The sequence below is a fragment of the Roseibium sp. genome (genome assembly GCF_965229775.1).
Lineage (GTDB): Bacteria > Pseudomonadota > Alphaproteobacteria > Rhizobiales > Stappiaceae > Roseibium.
In genome coordinates this window covers 1,601,564-1,623,287 of sequence record NZ_OZ245929.1, presented here as the reverse complement: position 1 = coordinate 1,623,287, position 21,724 = coordinate 1,601,564, and the positions used below count along the sequence as shown (strand labels likewise).

Genomic DNA, 21,724 nt, shown 5'->3' with positions numbered 1-21,724 from the left:
CGGGGCGAATGCGAGTTTTCGCTCCGGGGTTCTTGCTGTTCGGCTCAAGACTTGCCAAAAATAACCGCAAACCGGTTCGCCGGGTGTTTCTCTCAGACGGAAGTTCAGGATGGCAGTCGAAATCAAAAAAATCGGCGTGATCGGCGCGGGTCAGATGGGCAGCGGAATTGCGCATGTATGTGCGCTCGCCGGGTTCGACGTTGGCTTGAGCGACATCTCGATGGAGCGGATCGAATCGGGCCTGGCCTCGATCAACGGCAACATGGCTCGGCAGGTCAGCAAGTCGCTGATTGCGGAAGACGAGCGGACCGCCGCGCTCGACCGGATCAAGGCGGTCGAGGAACTGGACCTTCTCGCGGATGCGGATCTGGTGATCGAATCCGCGATCGAGAACGAACAGGTCAAACGCAAGATCTTTGCGCAGCTCTGTCCGATCCTGAAGCCGGAAGCGATCCTGGCAACCAATACGTCCTCGATCTCCATTACCCGTCTTGCCGCGACAACGGACCGTCCGGAACGGTTTATCGGCATCCATTTCATGAACCCGGTTCCGATCATGGATCTCGTCGAACTGGTTCGCGGCATTGCAACGGAAGACGAGACCTTTGAAGCTTCGAAGGCGTTTTGTGTGCGGCTCGGGAAACAGATTGCCGTGGCCGAGGATTTCCCGGCCTTCATGGTCAACCGCATTTTGCTGCCGATGATCAACGAAGCGATCTACACGCTTTACGAGGGCGTCGGGTCGGTTGAATCGATCGACAAGGCAATGCGGCTGGGCGCAAATCACCCGATGGGACCGCTGCAGCTCGCCGACTTCATCGGTCTCGATACCTGCCTTTCCATCATGCAGGTGCTCTATGAAGGTCTCGCGGACACCAAGTATCGGCCCTGCCCGCTTCTGGTGAAGTATGTCGAGGCCGGATGGCTGGGGCGCAAGACCCAGCGCGGCTTCTATGACTATCGCGGGGAAACGCCGGTACCGACCCGCTAGACTTCATGAATCTCGCCGAGTTCTGTCTGACGCAAGCGAATGCCGATGCGTCCAAGACGGCGCTGGAGGTCGTCGGACCGGGCGGCGCCATCGAGGAAACCTGGACATTCGGTGACCTTAGAGACGCCGTGTTGTCGGTGGCTGCGGGGCTCAAGGCCCGCGGGTTGAAACCGGGCGACCGGGTTCTCTTGCGCATCGGTCACAGCAGTGATTTCCCGCTGATGTATTTCGGTGCGATCGCCGGCGGATTCGTTCCCGTTCCGACCTCGGATCAACTCACGGAAGGAGAGGTTGCGGGCATTCTGAAGGACAGCGGGGCCTCGCTTGTTCTTCATGACGGCTCGAGCGCCGTCCCGGAGGCGATCGGGGGATTGCTTGCCGGTCCCGCAGAGATCGATGCTCTCAAGAAGGCCGAACCGAGTGAATTCGCCGTCACGCAGGACGAAGATCCCGCCTTTCTCATCTACACGTCCGGGACGAGCGGAACACCCAAGGGTGTCCTTCACGCGCATCGTTCCGCCACCGCCCGGCTTGCGGCTCATGTCGGCTGGATCGGCTTGTCCGCCGCCGACCGTCTGCTTCATTCGGGTGCGTTCAACTGGAGTTACACGCTTACCGTCGGCCTGATGGATCCCTGGATCAAAGGGGCGACAAGCGTGATCTACAGGGGTCCGCGCGAACCCGAGGTCTGGCCCGGGATTCTCGAGGCCAGTGGGGCAACCCTGTTTGCAGCGGTTCCGAGCCTTTATCGCAGGATCCTGAAATATGGCGACGTCTCGAAGACCGCGTTTCCGGCCCTGCGCCACGGTCTTACCGCCGGCGAGGGCCTGTCGGCCGATCTTCATGGGCACTGGCGTGTACGGACAGGGCGGGAGCTCTACGAGGCGCTCGGGATGAGCGAAGTCTCGACATATCTGTCCAGCGGACCAGGCGTCCCGGTCAAACCGGGCGCAACCGGAAAACCGCAGCCCGGACGCAAGGTCGCGTTGCTGCAGGAAACAGACTCGCGCATGGCAGAGACGAAAGCGGGCGAAACAGGCCTCTTGTGTGTTCACCGTGACGAACCGGGCCTGATGCTCGGCTACTGGCAGAGACCGGAGGAAACCCGGGCGGCCTTCAAGGGTCCCTGGTTTGTGACCGGCGACCGGATGCGCCGGGATGGCGATGGCTATTTCTGGTATGAAGGCCGGGCCGACGACCTGATGAACGCGTTCGGTTACCGGGTCGCCCCGGAAGAAGTGGAGCGTTTGCTGCTGGAGCACCCGAATGTGCAGGAAGTCGCGGTTGCGGAACAGGAGGTCCGGCCGGGTGTGCGCCTGATCGCCGCCTACATCGTCGCGCATGATCCGGAGCGGTTCGACGAAGACGACCTTGCTGCCTTCGCCGCCGCATCGCTTGCGGATTACAAGCGGCCCAGGATCTACAAGGCATTGCAGCAATTGCCGCGCACCCGCACAGGCAAGGTCCGGCGCAAGGCACTCACCACCGACAGCTAGGGCCCTGACCTTAAAACCTTATGTTTTCGTTTAGAGCTTTGTTAACGCAGGCTTAAGGCCGGTGCAGCTAGGCTTCCGGTTCTTGACGGCATCAGCAGAGAGAGCATTCATGGACAGCGTCGGCATTGCCAGCACATACGCCGCGACGTCTCAGGCGCAGACGCAGCAGGCACTGCAGTCGGAGATGCTCAAGATCGCTGCGCACCAGGACGCAAATCTCGTCGCCCTGCTGCAGGAAGGCGCTGCCAATCTCGAAACGGCGGCGAGCGCCCCTCCCCCGGGACTGGGCACCCAGGTCGATGTGACGGCCTGAAGTCCTTCCGGCATTGCCATTCGTTAAAAGGAACCAGCGTTTTCAGGCGGGAAACTGCACCCGAGCGGTGCGGCCGCGTCCCTACGCGTGTGGGCCCTGGTCCGGCGCTGCAAGATGCCCGGCGTAAAAGCTGTTCCTTGTTTCAGGCACTTGGCGTCAAAATAGTAAACTTTTAAGTTAATTCTTCCGGCATATTTAGGCAAATCTTGAGCAAGACCTCAAGAACAACCTGATTTTTACGTTTTAATTCAGGTAGATGGTGCAAACTGGTCTTCAACTTGAACCCCGTGTTTGGACCAAAGATGTCTGAGGCAATCGCAAGCACATCAACGCAGGCATTTCAGCCGTCGCTCAGCGCGTCTCGTATCGAGAAGACCGCCGAGCAGGTGAAGGTGCTCAGTGCGCGCCAGTCCGAAGCGGCAGCCGAAACCGTTCAGAGACAGGCCGAGTTCAGCACGAGCCGTGCCGAGTTTCTCAGCGATCAGGCGGAAAAGCTTGAAAACCGGGCGCAGAACCGCAGTCCGGAGGACGGACTGGGCAACAGGCTCGATATCTCGATCTAACACGCGCCAGACAAGAGGCCCTGCAGGCATGACGACAGTTTCAGACAGCTCCTCGGCGTCCTATGACGTTGCCAAGATCCGGAACGAGTTTGCGATCAATGCGGTCAAGGACCAGGCGGATCAGGAACGTCAGGTCGCCAGCCGGCTCGAGGATGCCCAGGCAACCCAGGAAGAAGAGCGCCGCGAAAACCGGAAGATTCCCGGTCTTGGCGAAGCTGTCGACGTTACGGTCTGATACCAACCTTCATAGATAGAAACCCATTTCATGGCATCAAACCGGTCCACTCGGTCAGGCGCCGTCCTTCCCGAGTGCTGACCGGATCAGCGTCTTTGCCTCGCCAGACGCCCAATGGGCGGGTCCGTACATCGTGCCGACTTCACATCCCTCTTCATTGATCAGAATTGTCGTCGGCAGGCCGGTGGCGCGGCTGACCTTGCGCAAGTCCTTCAACAGGCCGTTCGAACTGTCCTGGTAGAAGGTCAGGCTTTCGACACCGATTTCATCGAGAAACTTCTTCGGCTTTTCCGGCCCTCCGCGGTCGAGGCTCACGGCCACAACCTCGAAGCTGTCGTCCCCGAGTTCGGCCTGGAGCTGGTCAAGCGCCGGCATTTCCTCGCGGCAGGGCGCGCACCAGGTGGCCCAGAGGTTGAGCAGGACTGTCTTGTCCTTGAAGTCCTCCATGGTCATGTCCTCACCGTCCGGGCCCTTGAAAGCGAGCGTTTTCAGCCCCAGCGGCTCGCTGGCCGGGAGGAATGCGGCCACTTCCCCCTTTGCATGGGGCTTTGCCGCGGCGGCGGCCGAAAGGGCTGCAGTGCAGCTTTGCGCACTGGCGATGTTGCCATTCGGACCGGCGATCACGTATAGAGCCGCTACAGCAGCTGCCGCACCCGCGAGACCGGCCAGGATCACGCCGCGCTTCGGGCTCTTGACGGGTTCGGTTGGCTTATTCATTCGTTCACACCTCGCAAGGGGCGCCTCTTTAAAGGACAGGACATGAGCAATCGCATGTGGGGCGGCCGGTTCGCCGAAGGACCGGACGCCATCATGGAGGAGATCAATGCCTCTATCGACTACGACCGGAAGCTATATAGGCAGGACATCGACGGCTCGAAAGCCCATGTGCGCATGCTCGCTCAAAAAGAGATCGTCACGCAGGACGATGCCGACAAGATCGTCGAGGGTCTAGACACAATCCTGTCAGAGATCGAAAAAGGCGATTTCAAGTTCTCGCGTGCGCTCGAAGACATCCACATGAATGTGGAAGCGCGCCTTGCCGAACTGATCGGCCCGGCGGCGGGACGCCTGCATACGGCGCGCTCCAGAAACGATCAGGTTGCAACGGATTTCCGTCTGTGGGTCCGCGATACGCTCGACACGCTGGATCAGCAGCTCGGTGAGATCATGCAGGCTCTGGCCGCTAAGGCGGAGACGCATGCAGCCGACGTGATGCCCGGCTTTACCCATCTGCAGTCCGCACAGCCAGTCACGTTCGGGCATCACCTGCTTGCCTATGTGGAGATGTTCTCCCGCGATCGTGGCCGCGTACGTGATGCCCGGAGGCGAATGAACGAATGCCCGCTCGGGGCGGCCGCCCTTGCCGGAACGTCCTTTCCGATCGACCGCAAGATGACCGCCGAGGCGCTGGGCTTCGACCGGCCGACCGCCAATTCGCTGGACGCGGTGTCCGACCGGGATTTTGTCATCGAGGCGCTTTCGGCGGCGTCGCTGACGGCAATGCACCTGTCGCGTCTTGCCGAGGAAATCGTCGTCTGGTGTTCCGCCCAGTTCGGTTTCGTCAAGCTCTCGGACAAGTTCTCGACCGGCTCGTCGATCATGCCGCAAAAGAAAAATCCGGATGCCGCCGAACTCGTGCGCGCCAAGACAGGGCGCATCTACGGGTCGCTGCAGGCGCTGCTGGTGATGATGAAGGGGCTGCCGCTGGCCTATTCCAAGGATATGCAGGAAGACAAGGAACAGGCCTTCGACGGTCTGGCGAGCGTCTCGCTTGCTCTTGCCGCCATGACCGGCATGGTGCGCGATCTCGAACCGGTTACCAAGTCGATGAAGAAGGCGGCCGGATCAGGCTATTCCACCGCGACCGACCTTGCCGACTGGCTGGTGCGCGTGCTCGGCATGCCGTTCCGCGATGCCCATCATGTCACCGGCCGCATTGTCGGTCTTGCGGTGGAGAGGGGCGTCGAGCTGCACAAGGTGCCGCTTGAGGACATGCAGCAGGTTGATCCGAAGATCACCGCGGAAGTGTTCTCGGTGCTGTCGGTGGACAAGTCGGTCCGCAGCCGCACAAGTTACGGTGGCACGTCTCCGGTCAACGTTCGCAAACAGGCGCGCCGCTGGCTGAAGGACCTTTCAAGGGACTAGAGCATTTTCCGACCAATTTGAATCATTTGATGCGGATATCCGGTTCACTCGGCCAGGCGGGTCACGAAGCGCGATGCGGTGCATCGTGCAAGTGGCACAACGCAGCCGATGGGCTGGATATCCTCACCCTTTGTGGAACGCATTCAAGCGACAAACATCAAGATTGGCCGGGCCCTTTTCCGCTCTGGCGTCGTTGGTTCACCCTTGTGGTGGGCAACACCACGGCGGGCGAACCGTCTCGCCAGCGCGAAAAAGGGCCTCGGTCAAATGATCCAAATTGGTCGGAAAATGCTCTAGCAGCTCTGCAATCTCTCCTCGCGCACCACCCATTCAAGCCAATGGTCTTGCCGAATGGCTCGCGCCGTGCGAGGAGAAGAACGAACGAGGTGAATTCCGAAAAGGGCAAGTGTCGCATGGTGATCCGGATCAGAACTCTGGCGGTGGTCTGTCTGTGCCTGAGCACAACCCTGGCCGCATGCGGCCGGAAGGGCGATCTGGATGTTCCCGGGACACCGGTGGAACAGCAAAACACACTGTCGGAACCGGTTGATCCCGCGACAGCGCCGGCACCGCCGGAACTTGAGTCGGAAACCGACGACAGGTCCTTCTTTCTGGATTTCCTGATCAACTGACACCAACTACAGCGAGGACCGCGGGGCATCCCGGTTTTCACGAGGTTTTCAGACAGCTCAGCGAGGCAGTCTTGCATCATTTCGACTACAAAAACGGCGCGCTTCATGCCGAGGACGTCGCAATCGAGGAGATTGCGCGCGCGGTCGGCACGCCCTTTTACTGCTACTCGACCGCCACGCTGACCCGGCACTACCAGGTGTTCGCGTCCGCTTTCGACGATATTCCGTCGCTGGTCTGCTACGCGATGAAGGCGAACTCGAACCAGGCCGTCCTGAAAACACTCGGACAGCTCGGTGCGGGCATGGACGTGGTGTCGGAAGGCGAGTTGCGCCGGGCGAGGGCCGCAGACGTTCCCGCCAGCAAGATCGTGTTTTCCGGTGTCGGCAAGACCGAGGCCGAACAGGCCTATGCCCTGGAAGAGGATATTCTGTGCTTCAACGTGGAGTCGGAGCCGGAACTGCAGCAGCTTTCCCGCGTGGCGAGCGAGATGGGGCGCGTCGCGCGTGTTTCCATGCGCATCAACCCGGATGTTGATGCGAAAACCCATGCGAAGATCGCCACCGGCAAGGCGGAAAACAAGTTCGGCATTCCGTGGCAGCGTGCCCGTGAAGTCTACGCCCATGCGGCAAATCTTCCGGGCATCGAGGTCACCGGCATCGACATGCATATCGGGTCCCAGATCACCGAACTCGGACCGTTCGATGATGCCTTTGCGCGTCTCGGAGAGCTGATATCCGACCTTCGTGGTCAGGGCCACAAGATCGATCACGTCGATCTGGGCGGCGGTCTGGGCATTCCCTATGTCAGCGACAATGATCCGCCGCCGCATCCCGATGCCTACGCACAAGTGGTTAAGAAACACGTCCGTGAGCTCGACTGTACCGTCATGTTCGAACCGGGCCGGCTGATCGCCGGCAATGCCGGCATTCTGGTGACGCGCGTGATCTATGTGAAAGACGGCGCCGACAAGACCTTCGTCATTGTTGATGGGGCCATGAATGACCTGATCCGGCCAACTCTCTATGAAGCCCATCACGAGGTACGGCCGATGAAGGAAGATCTCGGCGATCTTGACCGAATCAGGGCGGATATCGTCGGGCCGGTGTGCGAAACCGGGGATTTTCTCGCGCAGGATCGCGACATGGCGAAAGTGGAGGCTGGGGATATCCTGGCGATCTATTCCGCCGGTGCCTACGGCGCGGTGCAGTCCAGCACCTATAATTCGCGTCTTCTGGTCCCGGAAGTGCTCGTAAACGCAGATCAATTCGCGGTCGTGCGCCCGCGTCCGTCCTATGACGAGCTGCTCGGACTCGATCAAATGCCGGATTGGCTCAAGGCTTCGTGACGCAATCGGTCCGCAATTAGTTGCTCCGACCGGTTGCCGGATGGCTCCTTATGCCTCACCTTATAGGGTGGTGGGCCAATCCTGACGCCGGTAACCGCGGTTGCCTCGGCTTCGGGATACGAACCGGAGGTGCCTTTGAGCCGGATAGAGAGCGATCAGGATACAGGCAGGTCGAAAGATGCCGGGGCATCCGGTTGGCGGGACTTCATCCAGTCACGCCTTGAAACACTGATCGGCCAAAGCCGGGTTTCCCTGTTCGTTGAACTCTTGTGGCGCGCGGTGCTGCCCGTGCTTGTCGTCGTCGGCATTTATGTCGGCTTGTCCTGGCTGGGGCTTTGGACGATGTTGCCCGTGTGGATCGGGCTGGCCGGGATTGCGGTCTTCGCCGGCGCGGTGGTTTGGGCGTCGAAGGACCTGTTCCGCCTGACATGGCCGTCGCGTGACGACGCGCTGCAGCGTGTCGAAAAAACCTCAGGCTACAAGCACCGGCCGCTGACGACGCTCGAAGACGATCTTTCGGTTGGCTCCGACAACGCGGAAAGCAGGGCAATATGGGCCCTGCACCAGCGGCGAACCGCCGAGGCCGTTGCGTCGATCCGCTCGAAAGCACCGGATCCGCAGGCTTTCCGGCGGGACCCCTGGGCGCTGCGGGTTCTGGCCGCCAGCTTGCTCGTGATCGGATTTGCCGCTGCCAAGGGCGACCATATGGGCCGCCTGACATCCGCATTCCAGAACCCGTTCAAGACCGTCGAACCACCGAGCCGTCTGGATGCCTGGGTCACGCCGCCGATCTATACGAGCGAGCCGCCCGTTTACCTTACCGGCGAGAGTGCGCAGCTGCGCGATGCCGGCGCACCGGTCAACGTGCCCGAGGGCTCGGTGCTGGTGGTGCGCTCGCAAGGGTCGCAGGAAATCAGCATGACCTTTGCCGGCCCGGATGACGCCGAGCCGACCGTCATCGAGCCGGACCAGGCCCCCGGCGATGAAACCGACGCCGACCTTGCCAAGCTGCTGCCCGTCGAAAGGCGGCTGACACTTGAAACGACCGGGGTCGTCGAACTCTCCAACACGGACGCACCCGAGGAGCCCTTCCTGAGGTTCGTGTTTGCGGTCAAGCCGGACGATGCGCCTGAAATCCGTCTGACCGATGACCCTGAAGCGCAGCTGAGCGGCGCGCTCAAGTTCTCCTATCTCGTGAATGACGACTATGGCGTCGTCGCCGCCGAAGCGCGGATTACGCCCCTACCCAATCCTGATCATCAGGACCGGGTTCCGCGCCCGCTCGTCGAGGCGCCCCAGTTTCCGCTGTCCCTGCCGCCGCGTTCCGGAACGGCCAAAACGGCCGAGACCATCCGCGATCTGACCTCGCACCCCTGGGCGGGGTCCGAAGTCGACCTCACCCTCCTTGCCCGCGACCAGGCCTCGCAGGAAGGCCTGTCACCGCCTTACCGCATCACGCTGCCGCAACGCCGTTTCGCCAAGCCGCTGGCGCGGGCGATCGTCGAACAGCGCCGCAACCTTGCCCTCGACGCGCAGAACCACGCGCAGGTGATCACGGCCATGGACGCCCTGATGCTTGCGCCCGAACTGTTCGATTTCAGGGCGCGCAACTATCTGGGCATGCGGTTTGCCTATGGCGAGCTGACAAGCGCGGAAACCGATGAAGACCTGAAGGCGATGCTGCCGCTTCTATGGGATCTGGCGCTGTCGATCGAGGATGGCGACCTGTCCGCAGCCGAACGGAAACTTAGAGATGCCCAGGAAGCCTTGCGCAAGGCCCTGGAAGAAGGTGCGAGCGACGAGGAAATCGCCAGGCTGACGCAGGAGCTGCGCGAGGCACTGAACGAATACATGCAGGCGCTGGCGGAACAGATGCGCCAGAACCCGCAGGCGATGCAGCCGTTCGACGGAAACCAGCAAACGCTCAATCAGCAGGATCTGAGCGAGATGCTGGACCGGATCGAGGAACTTGCCCGGACGGGGTCGCGCGATGCCGCGCGCGAGCTTCTGGCTCAGATGCAGCAAATGCTGGAAAATCTCCAGGCCGGCAGGCCGCAGATGATGCCGGAAGGCATGAACAGCGAAATGATGGAGATGCTCAACCAGCTTGGTGAGATGATCCAGCAACAGCAGCAACTGATGGATGAAACCCACCGGTTCAACCAGGACCAGCAGCGTCAGCGCGGCAATCAGCAGCAGGGCCAGCAGCAACAAGGGCAACAGGGCCAGGGACAGCAACTGACCCAGGAGCAGCTCGAACAGATGCTTCAGCAGCTGCAGCAGGGCCAGGGTGACCTGGCGCAGCAGTTGCAGCAGCTGATGGACCAGCTCGGACAAAACGGCATGGGCCAGAACGAGGCGCTCGGCCAGGCAGGCGAATCCATGGGGGATGCCCAGCAATCCCTCGGACAGGGACAGGGCCAGCAGGCTCTCGGTCAACAGGGCGATGCGCTGGATGCGCTGCGGCGCGGTGCCCAGAGCATGACCGAGCAGATGATGGGACAGGGCGAAGGCGCCGGAAACCCCAACGGGCCCTCACCGCTCGACGAGGATCCGCTCGGACGGCCGCGGCGCACCGAAGGGCCTGATTTCAACAACCGCGTCCAGATCCCGGATGAAATCGACGTGCAGCGGGCGCGCCGCATCCTGGAGGAATTGCGCAGGCGCTTCTCCGACCCATCCCGGCCGCAACTGGAACTGGACTATCTGGAACGGCTTCTGAAGCGGTATTGATCGACCTGTGAGCCGGCACCTTGCGCGGCGGGCCGGATCGCGGCGTTCTCCACGACAGACAAACAATGATGCATCAGGCATCGGGCGTCAGCGATCGGCGCTTTTCGTACCTGTATGCAGCGGCAGTGGCTTTTATCCGGACTCGGGATATGATCCCTGGAAACACGCTGACCAGGGATGAATATGCCGGGGTGGATTCTGTCGCGAAACATGTCGATCGCGCTGTGGCTTGCAGTGTCCGCCTTCGTGTTTCTCGCTGTGATTTTGCTCCGTCATGCGGGTTTGCTGCAGTCTCTCGAACTGGCTCACTATGATTTCACGACGTCTTACCTGGCCAAAAGCGGCCAGACCGAGGACGTCGTTGTCGTTGCGATCTATGAATCGGATCTCGGCGACTGGGGCTGGCCGCTCTCGGACGACAAGCTGGCTGAGATCACGGTCGCGGCGCTTGACGCGAATGCGGCCACTGTCGGCATTGACATTTACCGCGACCGGCCGGTCAAACCCGGGTCCGAAACGCTTGATGCGGTTCTGAAAGACAGCCGTGTCGTCACGATCACGAAGCTCGCGGAAGACGGCAGCATCCTGATCCGGGCGCCGTCCGTGTCGGAGCAGGCGGGCACCTTCGGGTTTTCCGATGTGCCCCTTGATGTCGACGGTGTCACGCGGCGATCCCTCCTGCTTGTCAGGGATGGCGAAGCCCTGCACCTGTCCTTTGCGATGAAACTCGCGATGAACATGCTCGGCAGCACGGACCCGGTGCCGTCGCCGGCCGACAACCGTGTCATTCTCCTCGGCCAGATGCCTGTCCCGCCCCTGACCCCCGGGTTCGGCAGCTACGATGAGGTGGATACAACGGGCTACCAGGTCATGACACGGTTTCCGCACACGCTGCCGATGTCACCGGTTGTCGACGCACGCGATCTGCTTGAGGGAACCATCGAGGTCGGCGCGCTGCGGGGCAAGGCCGTTCTGATCGGACTGATCAGCGACACGATCAAGGACCACTTCGTCACACCGGTGAACCGGCGCTCCGGGGCAAGGTTCGTCTACGGCCTTCAACTGCACGCGACGATCGTTCAGCAAATTCTCGATCATGCTGCGGGAGACTTGCAGCCGCTGAGGGATGTTCCGAAACCGCTTCAAAGCCTGTTTGTCGCCGTCGCGGCCCTGATCGGTGCTGCGATAGCCCTGTTCCTGCGCAATGCCGCCCTGACCTTCGCACTAAGTCTGGGCGGTGCGCTGTCGGTTCTGATCCTGATGTCGGGCGCCTTGAGCCTGGGAACCTGGCTGCCCGCCGTGCCTGTCGTGCTTGCCTGGCTGGTTTCGTTCCTGATGTGCTTCTCAATCGTCGCGATCGTGGCGCGCCGTCAGCGAACCACGCTGTCAAAGCTGTTTCAAAGCCAGCTGTCACCGGAACTTTCGCAGGAAATCTGGTTGCAGCGGGAGCAGATCCTGATTGGCGGGAAGCCCGTTCCACGCCGGCTGACCGTCAGTCTGCTTTATGCGGATATCGCAGGGTCGACCCGCGTGAGCGGTGGGGCTGAGCCCGAGGACTTCATGGACTGGATGAGCACGGTACTCGACGCTCTGGGAGCAGATGCGGCAGATCACCGCGGATTTGTGGAGAAATATACCGGAGACGGCATTCTGGTGGCGTTCGGCGCGCCTCTGCCCAACCAGGTCGATTGCCCGGAACGGGCCGATGCCCGTGCCGCTTGCGGTTGCGCGCTGGCGATGCGCGACACGATTAACCGCCTGAATGCGCAAGGCAAAACAAGCTGGCCTTACCACCTGCGTATCGGCCTGCATTGCGGAGAGGTCTTTGGCGGCGCGATTGGCGGAACGCACGCAATGAAATACAATCTTATCGGAAACACGGTGAATACCGCCGCCCGGATCGAGAGTTTCGGGAAGACGGTCAATGACCGGGCCGGCGAGAGCGTGACGATCTGCTGTTCGGAAGAATTTGCGGAGCTCCTGGATGGCTTTGCCGCGCTCGAACCGGCTGGAGAGTTGTTGCACGACGACGGGCGGAGAAAACACCGGATCCTGCTGATAAAGGGGCTATTATAGACATGTTCGTCAGGGCATATCCGTGAGAAGCGTTTTGCGCACCCTCTTATTGATGCTCGCTGCGACAGCAGTGGGGAGCTTGGGTGCGCTTGTGTTCCTCTGGACGACCGGTGCCCCGGATCAGGACCTGCCTGCCACAAAGATTGTCTTCGTGCCGCCTGCGGCCGGTGCGCCTGCGGACAGGATCGGGGCCGGAACCCGGGAAATCCTCTCGGCGCCCGGGGTTGTCCAGATCCTGATACCGGAAGGCGGCGGGGTCAGCCTCGCGGCCTCTCCAGCGCTGCTGTGGTCACTCAACGCTCCGAAACAGGGGGTCATGCGTGCCGAACTCGTGCCGCTGAGCGGCGGCGATCCCGTTGCCGAAAGGACAATGCGCGGAGATCTCGGCCCCGGCCTCTACGCGCTGGATCTGGCCACGTCCGGCGGGCCGTTGGCGCCGGGGCAGATTTACGAGTTCAGGGTCATGATCGCCGATGAAAAAACGGGTGAACTTTTCGTCCCTGTGAAAGGCCTTGTCGAGCGGCGCGAGGGCCGATTGGCGCAAGACGCCGCGGATGCAGCGTCCCGTGGGGCCTGGTTCGACGCGCTCGGCTTCCTGACGGATAACGAGCCTTCGGGACGGGTGCGGGTGAGGGATGAGACGGGCTTTGGCGATCTGTTGCGGTCGGCTGGCTTCAAACCCGAGGATCTGCCGCAATGATGTTCTCAGCCAAATCGGGTTTGAGGCAGCCTGGGCATCTCCGGCGGCCTCGCAAGCGGTTCTCGTAACAATGGGAAGGTTCCGGGTGTGCAATCCCGGGAGCGCAATCAAGGACGCGTGAGCGTGAACCGGCCGTGGCAGCTGCCCTGATCGTGCCGAAACGTCCCGCTGCCGCCATCCTCACCCATGGTCCCGGTCAGGGTGTTGCTCTGGTTCGTGCCCTCGTAGAAAAAGTAATGCTTGAGACTGATGCGGCCGGATTCGCTGATCGTGCCTTTCCAGGAACTGCCGCCGCTGATCACACCGTTCTGTATCCGCAGAGGTGACCGCATGCTCTTCCAACCACATGAAGCCCTGGCGGTTCTGACAAGCAACCAGGTGCCGTTCAGACCTGGTCCGTTGGCAGCCGGGCAAACGCGCGACGGATCGCGTTTGAGCCGCTCCAGAAGATCCGGTGACACATCCAGTGCCGCGACGTTGCGGCCCGAATGCCGGGCATAGTTTTCCAGCGCTTGCCTGCTTTTGCGGCCCCAGACACCATCGGCCGTTCCGGCCTTGCAGCCAAGACGGTTGAGTTCGGCCTGCAGGGACCGGACGAGGGCTTTGTCGTTACCTGGTTCGGGCAGCGCCTGTTCCCGACGGGCTTCTTCGGGCCGCTGGAGCGCCGAGACCTGAAGGTCTTCGGTCTTTGTGCTGTCTCCAGATTGCGGTGTTTCGGCAGGCTCTTTCGCCTTCGTTCCGGAACGTTTCAGATCCTGCAGTTTCAGACGCGCGATTGCTGCAAATTTTCCGTTCGGATATTGCGCCAGATAGCTCTCGAAATAATCCTCGTCGGTCGCGTCCTTGATGGAGGTCCAGTAGGCCAGTTCGATCTGAAGATCGGGTGTTTCTGCGCTCGCCTGTGTCTCTTCCTGCTTCAGGATGACTTTTCCGGTCAAGGAGGAGTTTTCCCAGGGGATCTGTTGGCCGCCCGTTGCCTGAAGAACATCGACGCGGACCCGCACCAGGCTCTGCGAAATATCCTCTCCGGGATGCCCGAGATGCTCGACGAGGGCCGCCGTGAACGGGCTGTTGCGGCCTTCACCGTCCAGGGCGACATTTCCCGGCTGGGTTGAAAAGGAAACAAGTGTACCGACCCCGGAGCCGATCCGGGCCAAGCCGTTGCCGACGGAGGCGGACCGGGTTCCCATCGAGCGGGCGAGGTTGCGGGCCAGCGGGTTGTTCCTACAGGCATCCAGGAAAATCAGGTTGGTCTTGCTCAAGCGCTCCATTGCGGACATGACCAGCGAAATCGGCATTGCTTCGAAATCGATATCGTTTTCCGAGCGCAGCTGGGCGTCGACGGGGACCAGGTAATTCCTGCCCCGAACCTGGAGTCCGTGTCCGGCGTAGTAGAAAAGCGCGATATCCGCGTCCTTCAGAGAGTTCACGAAATCCCGGACCGTGCGCCGCATGCCGGTAAAGTCCAGATCCGTCCCCTTCACGACCTCGAAGCCGAGGGTCTCGAGTTTTCCGGCAATATCGTCGGCATCGTTCAGGGGATTGGCCAGCTCTCCGGCATGTTCGTAGGTCGCGTTGCCGATCACCAGGGCAACGCGTTTTTCCGCGGCAAGACCCTTGGCCGTTGCCAGGAACATCAACACGAACAGTCCCAGAAGAACGCGACGCATCACCCCACCCAGTCACTAGTGCATGTCCGCGAACCGCCCTCTTCCGGTCTTCCCGGTCCCGTATCGATCGCGGGAGCGCCGGATGCCGGGCGATCGCCTGCACCTCGGGAAGTCTATAACAAGAGGCCGAAACACCTCAAGATGACGCAGAAACGCGCAGTTCCGACCAGGAATGTTACGCAATGGCCGGCTTCAACCGGGATCAGGATTGCGCGAGAAACGCCAGGGCGACAGCGGCCAGGAGCGACGCGGCCATCGCGAGGTTTATGCGGCGCTGCACGCGCGGGTCCAGATCGAGACGATGCAACGCGATACCCGCATAAAGCCAGATGAAATGGATCGGCAACCAGATCATGTTCATGATGAGGAACTTCAGGACCAGTTCGACAAACAGGCTCTCTGGCCAGAATGGGAACCCGGTCAAGAAATACGTGTTCACCGCATAGGCCTTCGGATTCACTGCTTGAAGAATGATGCCGGACCAGAAGCCGGGTGCCTTTTTCGCTTCGCTGAAGCCGATGCGCGAACCTGCAAACGCGATCTTGTAGGCGAGATAGATCAGGTATCCCATCGACGCGACCATGAGAACGGCCCGGATGTTCTCATTCGCGAGGATGACCGCCGCCATGCCGGACACGACCGCGAGCGCAACCAGATTGGTGCCGACGAACAATCCGCCGATATAGCGCGCGCCCGGGGCAAAGCCGAAGGCCGAACCGACGCCCGCCACCGACAGGACGCCGGGTCCGGGTGTGATGATGAGAGCAAAAACCGCAAGCGCGAAAATGATCATGCCTGCGTGTTAGAAGATGCGGCCGAGCGCGTCAATCAACGCGTGGCAACCGCTATTTGCAAGTCCTCATTTGACGCGGCTCAGACTGACATGGAACTTCAAGTGCGGATCTATTCTGTTGGCGCCGGCGTCGATATTTTTTCTGACAAGTGCGATCTCGGGCAACTGAAGTGTTGCGGACAGACGCTTCATGTTCGGCACGACAAACTGCGCGTCCTTGAAATGGGTGCTTATGCCGCCCCTCAGCGAAACCCGGCCGGAATCTGTATAGGTTGCGTCAAAATCGGAGAAGGGTTCGTAGGGTTCAATCGTCCGGTAGTGATAGGAGCGAATGTAGAACCTGTTGTCCCGCGCGTTTAGCCTTGCGGAAACCAGAACCTCTCGCGTCCCTTTCTTGTTAGGCGCCCAATTCTTGTCGTCGATGAGCCACTCCCGATAGACAATCAGTTGCCATTCGCCTTCATATGTTTTCGGAGCGGCGTCGATGGCCTTTGACAAGGCATTGATGGTCTTTGCATCCAGGTAACCTGTCTGGGGAACGCGATTGGCAACCTGGAAGCTCCTGAGTGCACGTCTGGATCTTTGTCCGAAATCACCATCGGCACGCCCCAGGTCATACCCCAGGAGATTCAGGGTTTTCTGGATTTCCGCAATGCGATCCGTGTCGAGGCTCAAGGCTCGCTCGGCCTGCTCCGGGGTGAGCGCGACGGGCTTGTCCTGCGCTTTGGACAGGTCCTTTTCGGGCTCGCTGTCCCCGAGTTTTGCGACCACGTCGGGGTTGGATTTTTCTTGGGACCCGTTCGATGAGACTGTTTGTTCGGATGCGGCATCCAAGAGGTTCTTGGCAATTTCAGCCGTGGCCGTGCCCTCAAAGCGCTCAACAATCAGCCGGAGCGACGAACTGCGCTTGCTGCCCGCAGGAAGGTTCATCGCAGCGCGCAGCAATTCGACAGCGGTCGTTTCCTTCGAGGCCGGCTGCTGGACCACCACATCGCCTTCGATCGTGACGTTCGGCTGATAGAAGTAAAATTCTCTGGCCATCGACGCCACGATTTCGGGGCGCTGACTCCCGGAAGTCGTGTCCAGCACGTCACCTGTGACCCGTTTGAGGAGAGCTGAAATCTCAATGCCCGGCGTCGAAATGTGACGCAGCAGCGCAGATGTGAATGGCGAATGTTCTTCGGTGCCGTCGTAGGCTACCCGTCCCGGAGACGTCGCAAAGGCCACGAACGAGTTGGCGTAAGCCTTGTGAAGCGGCGCCAATCCACGGGACATGCCCCAGGCGCTGCGCACGCTTGGTTCTGTCGCAGCCTGCAAGGCATTGGCGAGCGGGTTGTTCCGGCACGCGTCGATGATCGCGATACTTGTTTTCGCATTTCGCGTCATCAGCTCGAGAATTCTTCCGAGTTCGAAACCGTCCTGATCTATCAGGAGCGGATTTTCCACCTTTGCGGTTTTCGAGAGAAGATAGTTCTTGGTGTTGATCTGAATACCGTGTCCGGCGAAATAGAAAACGGCCGCATCAGCCCCTTCGGCTTTCTTGATGAATTTGAGAAGCGCCTGCCCCAGGCCGCCCTGATCGGCATTCAGACTGATATCGACATCAAACCCGGCAGCTATCAATGCCCGCCCAATGGCGGATGCATCGCGGGTCGGGTTCTCCAGATAGGTGGCATTGTCGTACGCGCCGACACCGACGACAAGTGCGACGCGCGTTTCGGAATTGGCCGGGCCGGCAAGCAAAGCCAGGGAAACGATAGTTGCGAATAAGCCAAAAAACCTGAATGCCTTCGAACCCTGAAGCATGCGTCTGCTCCTTTTTCGCAAGGAAGATAAAATTTATTCAGTTGACGATAAACGAACTGCAAGATCGAGAAAAGCAGCCATGTCGGGGAAAGCAGCTGTGTGGCGAAAAGGCCTTTCAGGGTCCTTTCTCCAGGTTGAGGTCTTGGCGCAGGTCTGTTGGGTGCAAGTATCAGGGGTTTCGATTGGCAGATCTTCTTCCAATCGCGTTGGGCACTCCGGAAACTTCGCGTTGATTACGCGTATCTGCGCGTGTCCTCCGGCAGAACGCCGGAAATGGCGTTGCGCACGGCCTTGCGAATGTCGGCCAGCGAGAATGGCTTTGTGATGACATCGTGAACCAGAGCGTCCAGTCCGTTGGCCCGCTCGCGCTGATCGGCGAAACCTGTCATCAGCAGAATCGGCATGTCGGGAAAGTCGCGGGCGGTGTGCAGCGCAAGCGCGATGCCGTCCATGACGGGCATCTTGATATCGGAGACAAGAAGGTCGAAACCGCCGTTTTCGTCCGTCAGGACTTCAACGGCCTCGCCGCCATCCTCGGCGACGCTGACAGTATGTCCGTCCAGCTCCAGCGCGCGTTTCACGAAGCTTCTTACCGCGTCATCGTCTTCTGTGAGAAGAATGCGAGCCATGCTCACTCTCCTGTCTTGCCGTCAGCCGCCGCTTCGTTTTCCGAAGGCGCAACATATCCAATATAGGGCAACTGCCGCCACGCGTGGCCCATATCCATACCGTATCCGACGACAAACTTATCAGGACAGGCAAACCCGACATAGTCTGCAGATATGGCAGCTTTGCGGCGCTCGGGTTTATCCAGCAGCGCCGCGATCTTGACGGACCGCGCACCGCGCTCCATCAGCCGCTCACGCGCGAAGGCCAGCGTGCGGCCCGATTCCAGGATGTCGTCCACCAGGACGATGTCGCGGTTGGTCACGTCGCTTTCCACGTCGCGCAGGACGCGGATGTTGTCCGAACCTTCCGTACCGGCGCCGTAGGACGACAGGTGGATGAATTCCATTTCAGGCTCAAGCTGGGCGCGATGCATGGCCCTGACAAGGTCGGCGGCAAAAATGAAGCTGCCCTTCAGAACCGCGACGACAAGCAGATCCCGGGGCTGGCCTTCGGCAATTTCCTGCGCGAGCGCTGCGACCCGCGTGGCGATGGCATCTTCGTCGAAAAGCGTATGGATGTTTGTTGTCATGGTCACTCAAGTACTATCTGGCGTTGGCCGCGGTCGACGAAACGGACCTGTATGTCGGAGGCTTCCTGCGGAGGGTCGGCCAGTATTGTCCTGAACCGGGTTTCGTCGAGCCCGTTCAGTGTCTTGGTCCGGGGTTCGACGGTCCAGGCGTATACTTCCTGGACGTCCGAATTGCGAATCGACAATCTGACGGCCGGAACCGAATTGGTTTCATCGAGGATGTTTCTGATCGATCCCTCGACGACGAGGATCTGTTTTCCGCCTTCGATCTCCGAAAACGTGCGCAGGTTCCTGAATTCAAGACCGCGCAAATTGACTTCGAAACCGATGATCTGGAAAAGACTGGCAAGATCCGGGGACTGTTTGACCATGTTGTCGCGCAGGAACACGAAAGACGCCACCGCGGCCAGTGCGACACCGAAAATCAGGACGCCGCCGATCCGCCGGAAGTTGCGGCGCGCAAACCACCCGATGACCGCACCGATATGATTGCGCCGGAACTTGTCCGGGTTGACGATGATCTTCGGCCTCTTGGCCTGAGACTCGATGTCTTCGTTGCCGTCGCCGCCTTCGTCGTCTTCAAGGTCCGCGGCAAACTTGTCCTCGTCCTTTTTCGAGGTCGAATCGTCCTCGTCGTCGTCCGCTGCAAAGTCCGCTTCGTCATCAGCGGGCTCGAACGTGTCGTCGCTGTCTTCCCCGGTGTCTTCAGCCGACGATCCGGCATCGTCCTGCGCGTCCGCTTCCCATTGCGCCTCGTCCTGACCGGCGCTGTCATCGTCCGGCCCGGGTTCCGATCCGGCATCCTTGTTCTTGAATTCGGCGGTATCGTCCTCATCCGCCGACACGAACCAGCGGTTGCCGCACTTGGCGCATTTGACGCTGCGCCCCTGCTGGCCTACAGCTTCCGCCTTGATTTCGTAGGACGTGCTGCAATCCGGACATGTGATCTTCATCTGTGAAGACCTTTCGTCATGGCGTGCTCAAGTGCTGTTCTCGTGTGACCGATCGGGCGGAATCCGGCATGAAATGTTGGACAAATGCCAGCAATTCCAATGATGGGCTTTCCGGATTCTAATGGACCTTTATATGATTAATGCACCGTTAACGGCATGGCTATAGCGTCGCTCCATCAACAGGAGACATATTCGTGATCCGCTTTGAGAATGTCGGATTGAGATACGGCATGGGACCGGAAATCCTGCGTGATCTGACCTTTCAGATCGAACCGCAGTCGTTTCAGTTCCTGACCGGACCTTCGGGTGCCGGGAAGACCAGCCTGATCCGGCTTCTGTTCATGTCGCTCCGGCCAACGCGCGGACTGATCAAGGTTTTCAATCGCGACCTGAGCGTGATCGACAAGCAGGAACTGCCGCGGCTGCGCCGGAAGATCGGTGTCGTCTTCCAGGACTTTCGCCTGCTGGACCATCTGACGACCTACGAGAATGTCGCCCTGCCGCTGCGCGTTGTCGGCAAGCAGGAATCCGACTACCGGGCGGACGTGATAGACCTCCTGAAATGGGTCGGGCTCGGAGACAGGATGCATGTGCTGCCGCCCGTCCTGTCGGGGGGCGAGAAGCAGCGTGCGGCGATCGCAAGAGCTCTCATCACCAGGCCCGAGGTTCTTCTCGCCGACGAGCCCACGGGCAACGTCGATCCGCCCCTTGCGCGCCGTCTGTTGCGTCTTTTCATAGAATTGAACAAACTCGGCACGTCCGTGGTGATTGCGACGCACGACATTGCCTTGCTGGAACAGGTGGATGCGCGGCGGATGGTGCTGGCGGACGGACGCCTTTCGATTTTCGACTGAACAAACCCCGTCAAGGCAACGGGTTCGGCTGCAGACAGACAACCAGGCAACAGAATGGCCCAACCAGAATCAGAAGATGACAAGCAGGCGTCTGTCGTCGCGGTCAAACCGCCGGACCGGCCGGGGCGTCCCAAGCGGGCCAAGAAAAAGCCGAAGCCGAAAGCCGCAAAGCCGGAACAGGGCGACGATGCCAAGCTCCGTCCATCCGCGGCAATCGTGCCGCCGCAATCGGTCGCCGGCCGGGCGCTGACGCTCGTGGTCGCCATCATGAGCTTCCTCGCCTGCCTGACGGTCGGCGCAGTGTCCATCGTCTGGGACGCCGCCGACGCCTGGCAGAACGACCTTGTCCGGGAGATTACGATCCAGATCCGGCCGACCGAAGGTGTCGACATGCTGCGGGAGATCGACAAGGCCGTCGCCCTGGTGCAGGAGTTTCCGGGCATTGGCTCCGTCCGGGCGCTTTCGGATGCGGAAACGAAATCCCTCCTGGAGCCCTGGCTCGGAGAAGGCCTTGAACTCGAGGGGCTGCCGGTCCCCAGGTTGATCCAGATTTCTGTCGGCGACCCCGCACTTCTCGACCTGCAACAGCTGCGCACATCCGTGTCGCAGCAGGTTACGGGGGCGAGCGTTGACGATCATTCCATCTGGACGTCGCGCCTGTCCGCCATGGCCGGCGCGGTCGTTGCCGGAGGGGTCGCGATCATGATCCTCGTTCTCGGATCCATGGTGCTCAGCGTGGTGTTCGCGACGCAATCCGCCATGGCGGGCAACAAGGACGTGGTGTCGGTGCTGCATTTTGTCGGCGCAGAGGACGGTTTCATTGCGCGGGAGTTTCAACGGCACTTCCTGCTGCTCGGTCTCAAGGGCGGCGTTTCTGGTGGCGTTGCAGCAATCCTGTGTTTCGTAATCGTGGATCTTCTGACCCGCCAGGCGTCCGGGCAGGCCGGGTCCGACCAGCTTTCGGCCCTGTTCGGCTCGGTCTCCGTGAGCCTGCCGGGTTACCTGGGCGTGCTGGCCGTTGTTTTCCTTGTTGCGATCCTGACTGCCCTGACATCCGGGCTCGCCGTCAAGGCTCATTTGGCGAAAGTGGATTGAATTTATTGGTCAATGCCGCGAAATTGGCTCAATCGAAGTCCAAACTTGCTGGATGATGCGTGTAGACACGGCTCTTGATTCGGCCACTGGGAATGGCCTGGAGACCGGTGCAGCCAAGGAAAGCG

At 60.6% G+C, this 21,724-nt stretch carries 20 protein-coding genes; 13 read left to right on the top strand and 7 right to left on the bottom strand.

All coding sequences use genetic code 11. The features are described from left to right. Nucleotides 1-109 precede the first annotated feature (109 nt). From ACO07N_RS07305 to ACO07N_RS07285, 5 genes are all read left to right on the top strand, one after another. Nucleotides 110-991, top strand: coding sequence for a 3-hydroxybutyryl-CoA dehydrogenase (locus ACO07N_RS07305; protein ID WP_421980388.1), 882 nt, complete (start codon nucleotides 110-112; stop codon nucleotides 989-991). A gap of 5 nt (nucleotides 992-996) precedes the next feature. After that, nucleotides 997-2,487: a class I adenylate-forming enzyme family protein gene (locus tag ACO07N_RS07300; protein WP_421980387.1), complete on the top strand. Its 1,491-nt coding sequence runs from the start codon at nucleotides 997-999 to the stop codon at nucleotides 2,485-2,487. A 109-nt stretch (nucleotides 2,488-2,596) separates the two neighbouring features. Then, complete coding sequence (locus ACO07N_RS07295; RefSeq protein WP_421980386.1) at nucleotides 2,597-2,800, top strand: hypothetical protein; 204 nt, start codon at nucleotides 2,597-2,599, stop codon at nucleotides 2,798-2,800. Between the two features lie 302 nt (nucleotides 2,801-3,102). Next, nucleotides 3,103-3,363 (top strand): hypothetical protein, encoded by a 261-nt coding sequence (locus ACO07N_RS07290; protein WP_421980385.1) that lies wholly within the window; start codon nucleotides 3,103-3,105, stop codon nucleotides 3,361-3,363. Between the two features lie 28 nt (nucleotides 3,364-3,391). Beyond that, nucleotides 3,392-3,598 carry a hypothetical protein gene (locus tag ACO07N_RS07285; protein ID WP_421980384.1) on the top strand — a complete coding sequence of 69 codons (207 nt, stop codon included), beginning with the start codon at nucleotides 3,392-3,394 and terminating at the stop codon, nucleotides 3,596-3,598. A gap of 54 nt (nucleotides 3,599-3,652) precedes the next feature. On the opposite strand, the gene tlpA is transcribed toward ACO07N_RS07285, so the two are convergent. Then, nucleotides 3,653-4,315: a thiol:disulfide interchange protein TlpA gene (gene tlpA / locus ACO07N_RS07280; protein WP_421980383.1), complete on the bottom strand. Its 663-nt coding sequence runs from the start codon at nucleotides 4,313-4,315 to the stop codon at nucleotides 3,653-3,655. 42 nt (nucleotides 4,316-4,357) lie between these two features. On the opposite strand from tlpA, the gene argH reads away from it, so the two are divergent. The 6 genes from argH to ACO07N_RS07250 all read left to right on the top strand — a co-directional run bounded on the left by argH (nucleotide 4,358) and on the right by ACO07N_RS07250 (nucleotide 13,230). Continuing rightward, a complete protein-coding gene (gene argH, locus ACO07N_RS07275; RefSeq protein ID WP_421980382.1) occupies nucleotides 4,358-5,743 on the top strand; it encodes an argininosuccinate lyase in 1,386 nt (461 codons plus the stop codon). Between the two features lie 413 nt (nucleotides 5,744-6,156). Then, nucleotides 6,157-6,375 (top strand): LPS translocon maturation chaperone LptM, encoded by a 219-nt coding sequence (gene lptM, locus ACO07N_RS07270; RefSeq protein WP_421980381.1) that lies wholly within the window; start codon nucleotides 6,157-6,159, stop codon nucleotides 6,373-6,375. A 71-nt stretch (nucleotides 6,376-6,446) separates the two neighbouring features. Next, on the top strand, nucleotides 6,447-7,721 hold the full coding sequence (lysA, locus tag ACO07N_RS07265) for a diaminopimelate decarboxylase (RefSeq protein ID WP_421980380.1): 1,275 nt from the start codon (nucleotides 6,447-6,449) through the stop codon (nucleotides 7,719-7,721). A gap of 135 nt (nucleotides 7,722-7,856) precedes the next feature. Next, a complete protein-coding gene (locus ACO07N_RS07260; RefSeq protein WP_421980379.1) occupies nucleotides 7,857-10,454 on the top strand; it encodes a TIGR02302 family protein in 2,598 nt (865 codons plus the stop codon). A gap of 183 nt (nucleotides 10,455-10,637) precedes the next feature. Then, nucleotides 10,638-12,530 (top strand): CHASE2 domain-containing protein, encoded by a 1,893-nt coding sequence (locus ACO07N_RS07255; RefSeq protein ID WP_421980378.1) that lies wholly within the window; start codon nucleotides 10,638-10,640, stop codon nucleotides 12,528-12,530. 79 nt (nucleotides 12,531-12,609) lie between these two features. Next, complete coding sequence (locus tag ACO07N_RS07250; RefSeq protein WP_421980377.1) at nucleotides 12,610-13,230, top strand: hypothetical protein; 621 nt, start codon at nucleotides 12,610-12,612, stop codon at nucleotides 13,228-13,230. 107 nt (nucleotides 13,231-13,337) lie between these two features. Here the strand turns inward: ACO07N_RS07250 and ACO07N_RS07245 are convergent, their stop codons facing one another. From ACO07N_RS07245 to ACO07N_RS07220, 6 genes are all read right to left on the bottom strand, one after another. Then, nucleotides 13,338-14,900 (bottom strand): caspase family protein, encoded by a 1,563-nt coding sequence (locus ACO07N_RS07245; RefSeq protein ID WP_421980376.1) that lies wholly within the window; start codon nucleotides 14,898-14,900, stop codon nucleotides 13,338-13,340. A 202-nt stretch (nucleotides 14,901-15,102) separates the two neighbouring features. Continuing rightward, nucleotides 15,103-15,693 carry a LysE family translocator gene (locus tag ACO07N_RS07240; RefSeq protein WP_421980375.1) on the bottom strand — a complete coding sequence of 197 codons (591 nt, stop codon included), beginning with the start codon at nucleotides 15,691-15,693 and terminating at the stop codon, nucleotides 15,103-15,105. Nucleotides 15,694-15,759: 66 nt separating this feature from the next. Next, a complete protein-coding gene (locus ACO07N_RS07235) occupies nucleotides 15,760-17,499 on the bottom strand; it encodes a caspase family protein (RefSeq protein ID WP_421980374.1) in 1,740 nt (579 codons plus the stop codon). 233 nt (nucleotides 17,500-17,732) lie between these two features. Continuing rightward, nucleotides 17,733-18,128, bottom strand: coding sequence for a response regulator (locus ACO07N_RS07230; protein WP_421980373.1), 396 nt, complete (start codon nucleotides 18,126-18,128; stop codon nucleotides 17,733-17,735). 2 nt (nucleotides 18,129-18,130) lie between these two features. Then, nucleotides 18,131-18,697, bottom strand: coding sequence for a hypoxanthine phosphoribosyltransferase (gene hpt, locus ACO07N_RS07225; protein WP_421980372.1), 567 nt, complete (start codon nucleotides 18,695-18,697; stop codon nucleotides 18,131-18,133). 2 nt (nucleotides 18,698-18,699) lie between these two features. Continuing rightward, a complete protein-coding gene (locus ACO07N_RS07220) occupies nucleotides 18,700-19,650 on the bottom strand; it encodes a zinc-ribbon domain-containing protein (RefSeq protein WP_421980371.1) in 951 nt (316 codons plus the stop codon). 194 nt (nucleotides 19,651-19,844) lie between these two features. Between ACO07N_RS07220 and ftsE the strand changes: the two genes are divergently transcribed. Then, nucleotides 19,845-20,504 (top strand): cell division ATP-binding protein FtsE, encoded by a 660-nt coding sequence (ftsE, locus tag ACO07N_RS07215; RefSeq protein ID WP_421980370.1) that lies wholly within the window; start codon nucleotides 19,845-19,847, stop codon nucleotides 20,502-20,504. A 54-nt stretch (nucleotides 20,505-20,558) separates the two neighbouring features. After that, on the top strand, nucleotides 20,559-21,599 hold the full coding sequence (locus ACO07N_RS07210; RefSeq protein ID WP_421980369.1) for a cell division protein FtsX: 1,041 nt from the start codon (nucleotides 20,559-20,561) through the stop codon (nucleotides 21,597-21,599). Nucleotides 21,600-21,724 lie beyond the last annotated feature (125 nt).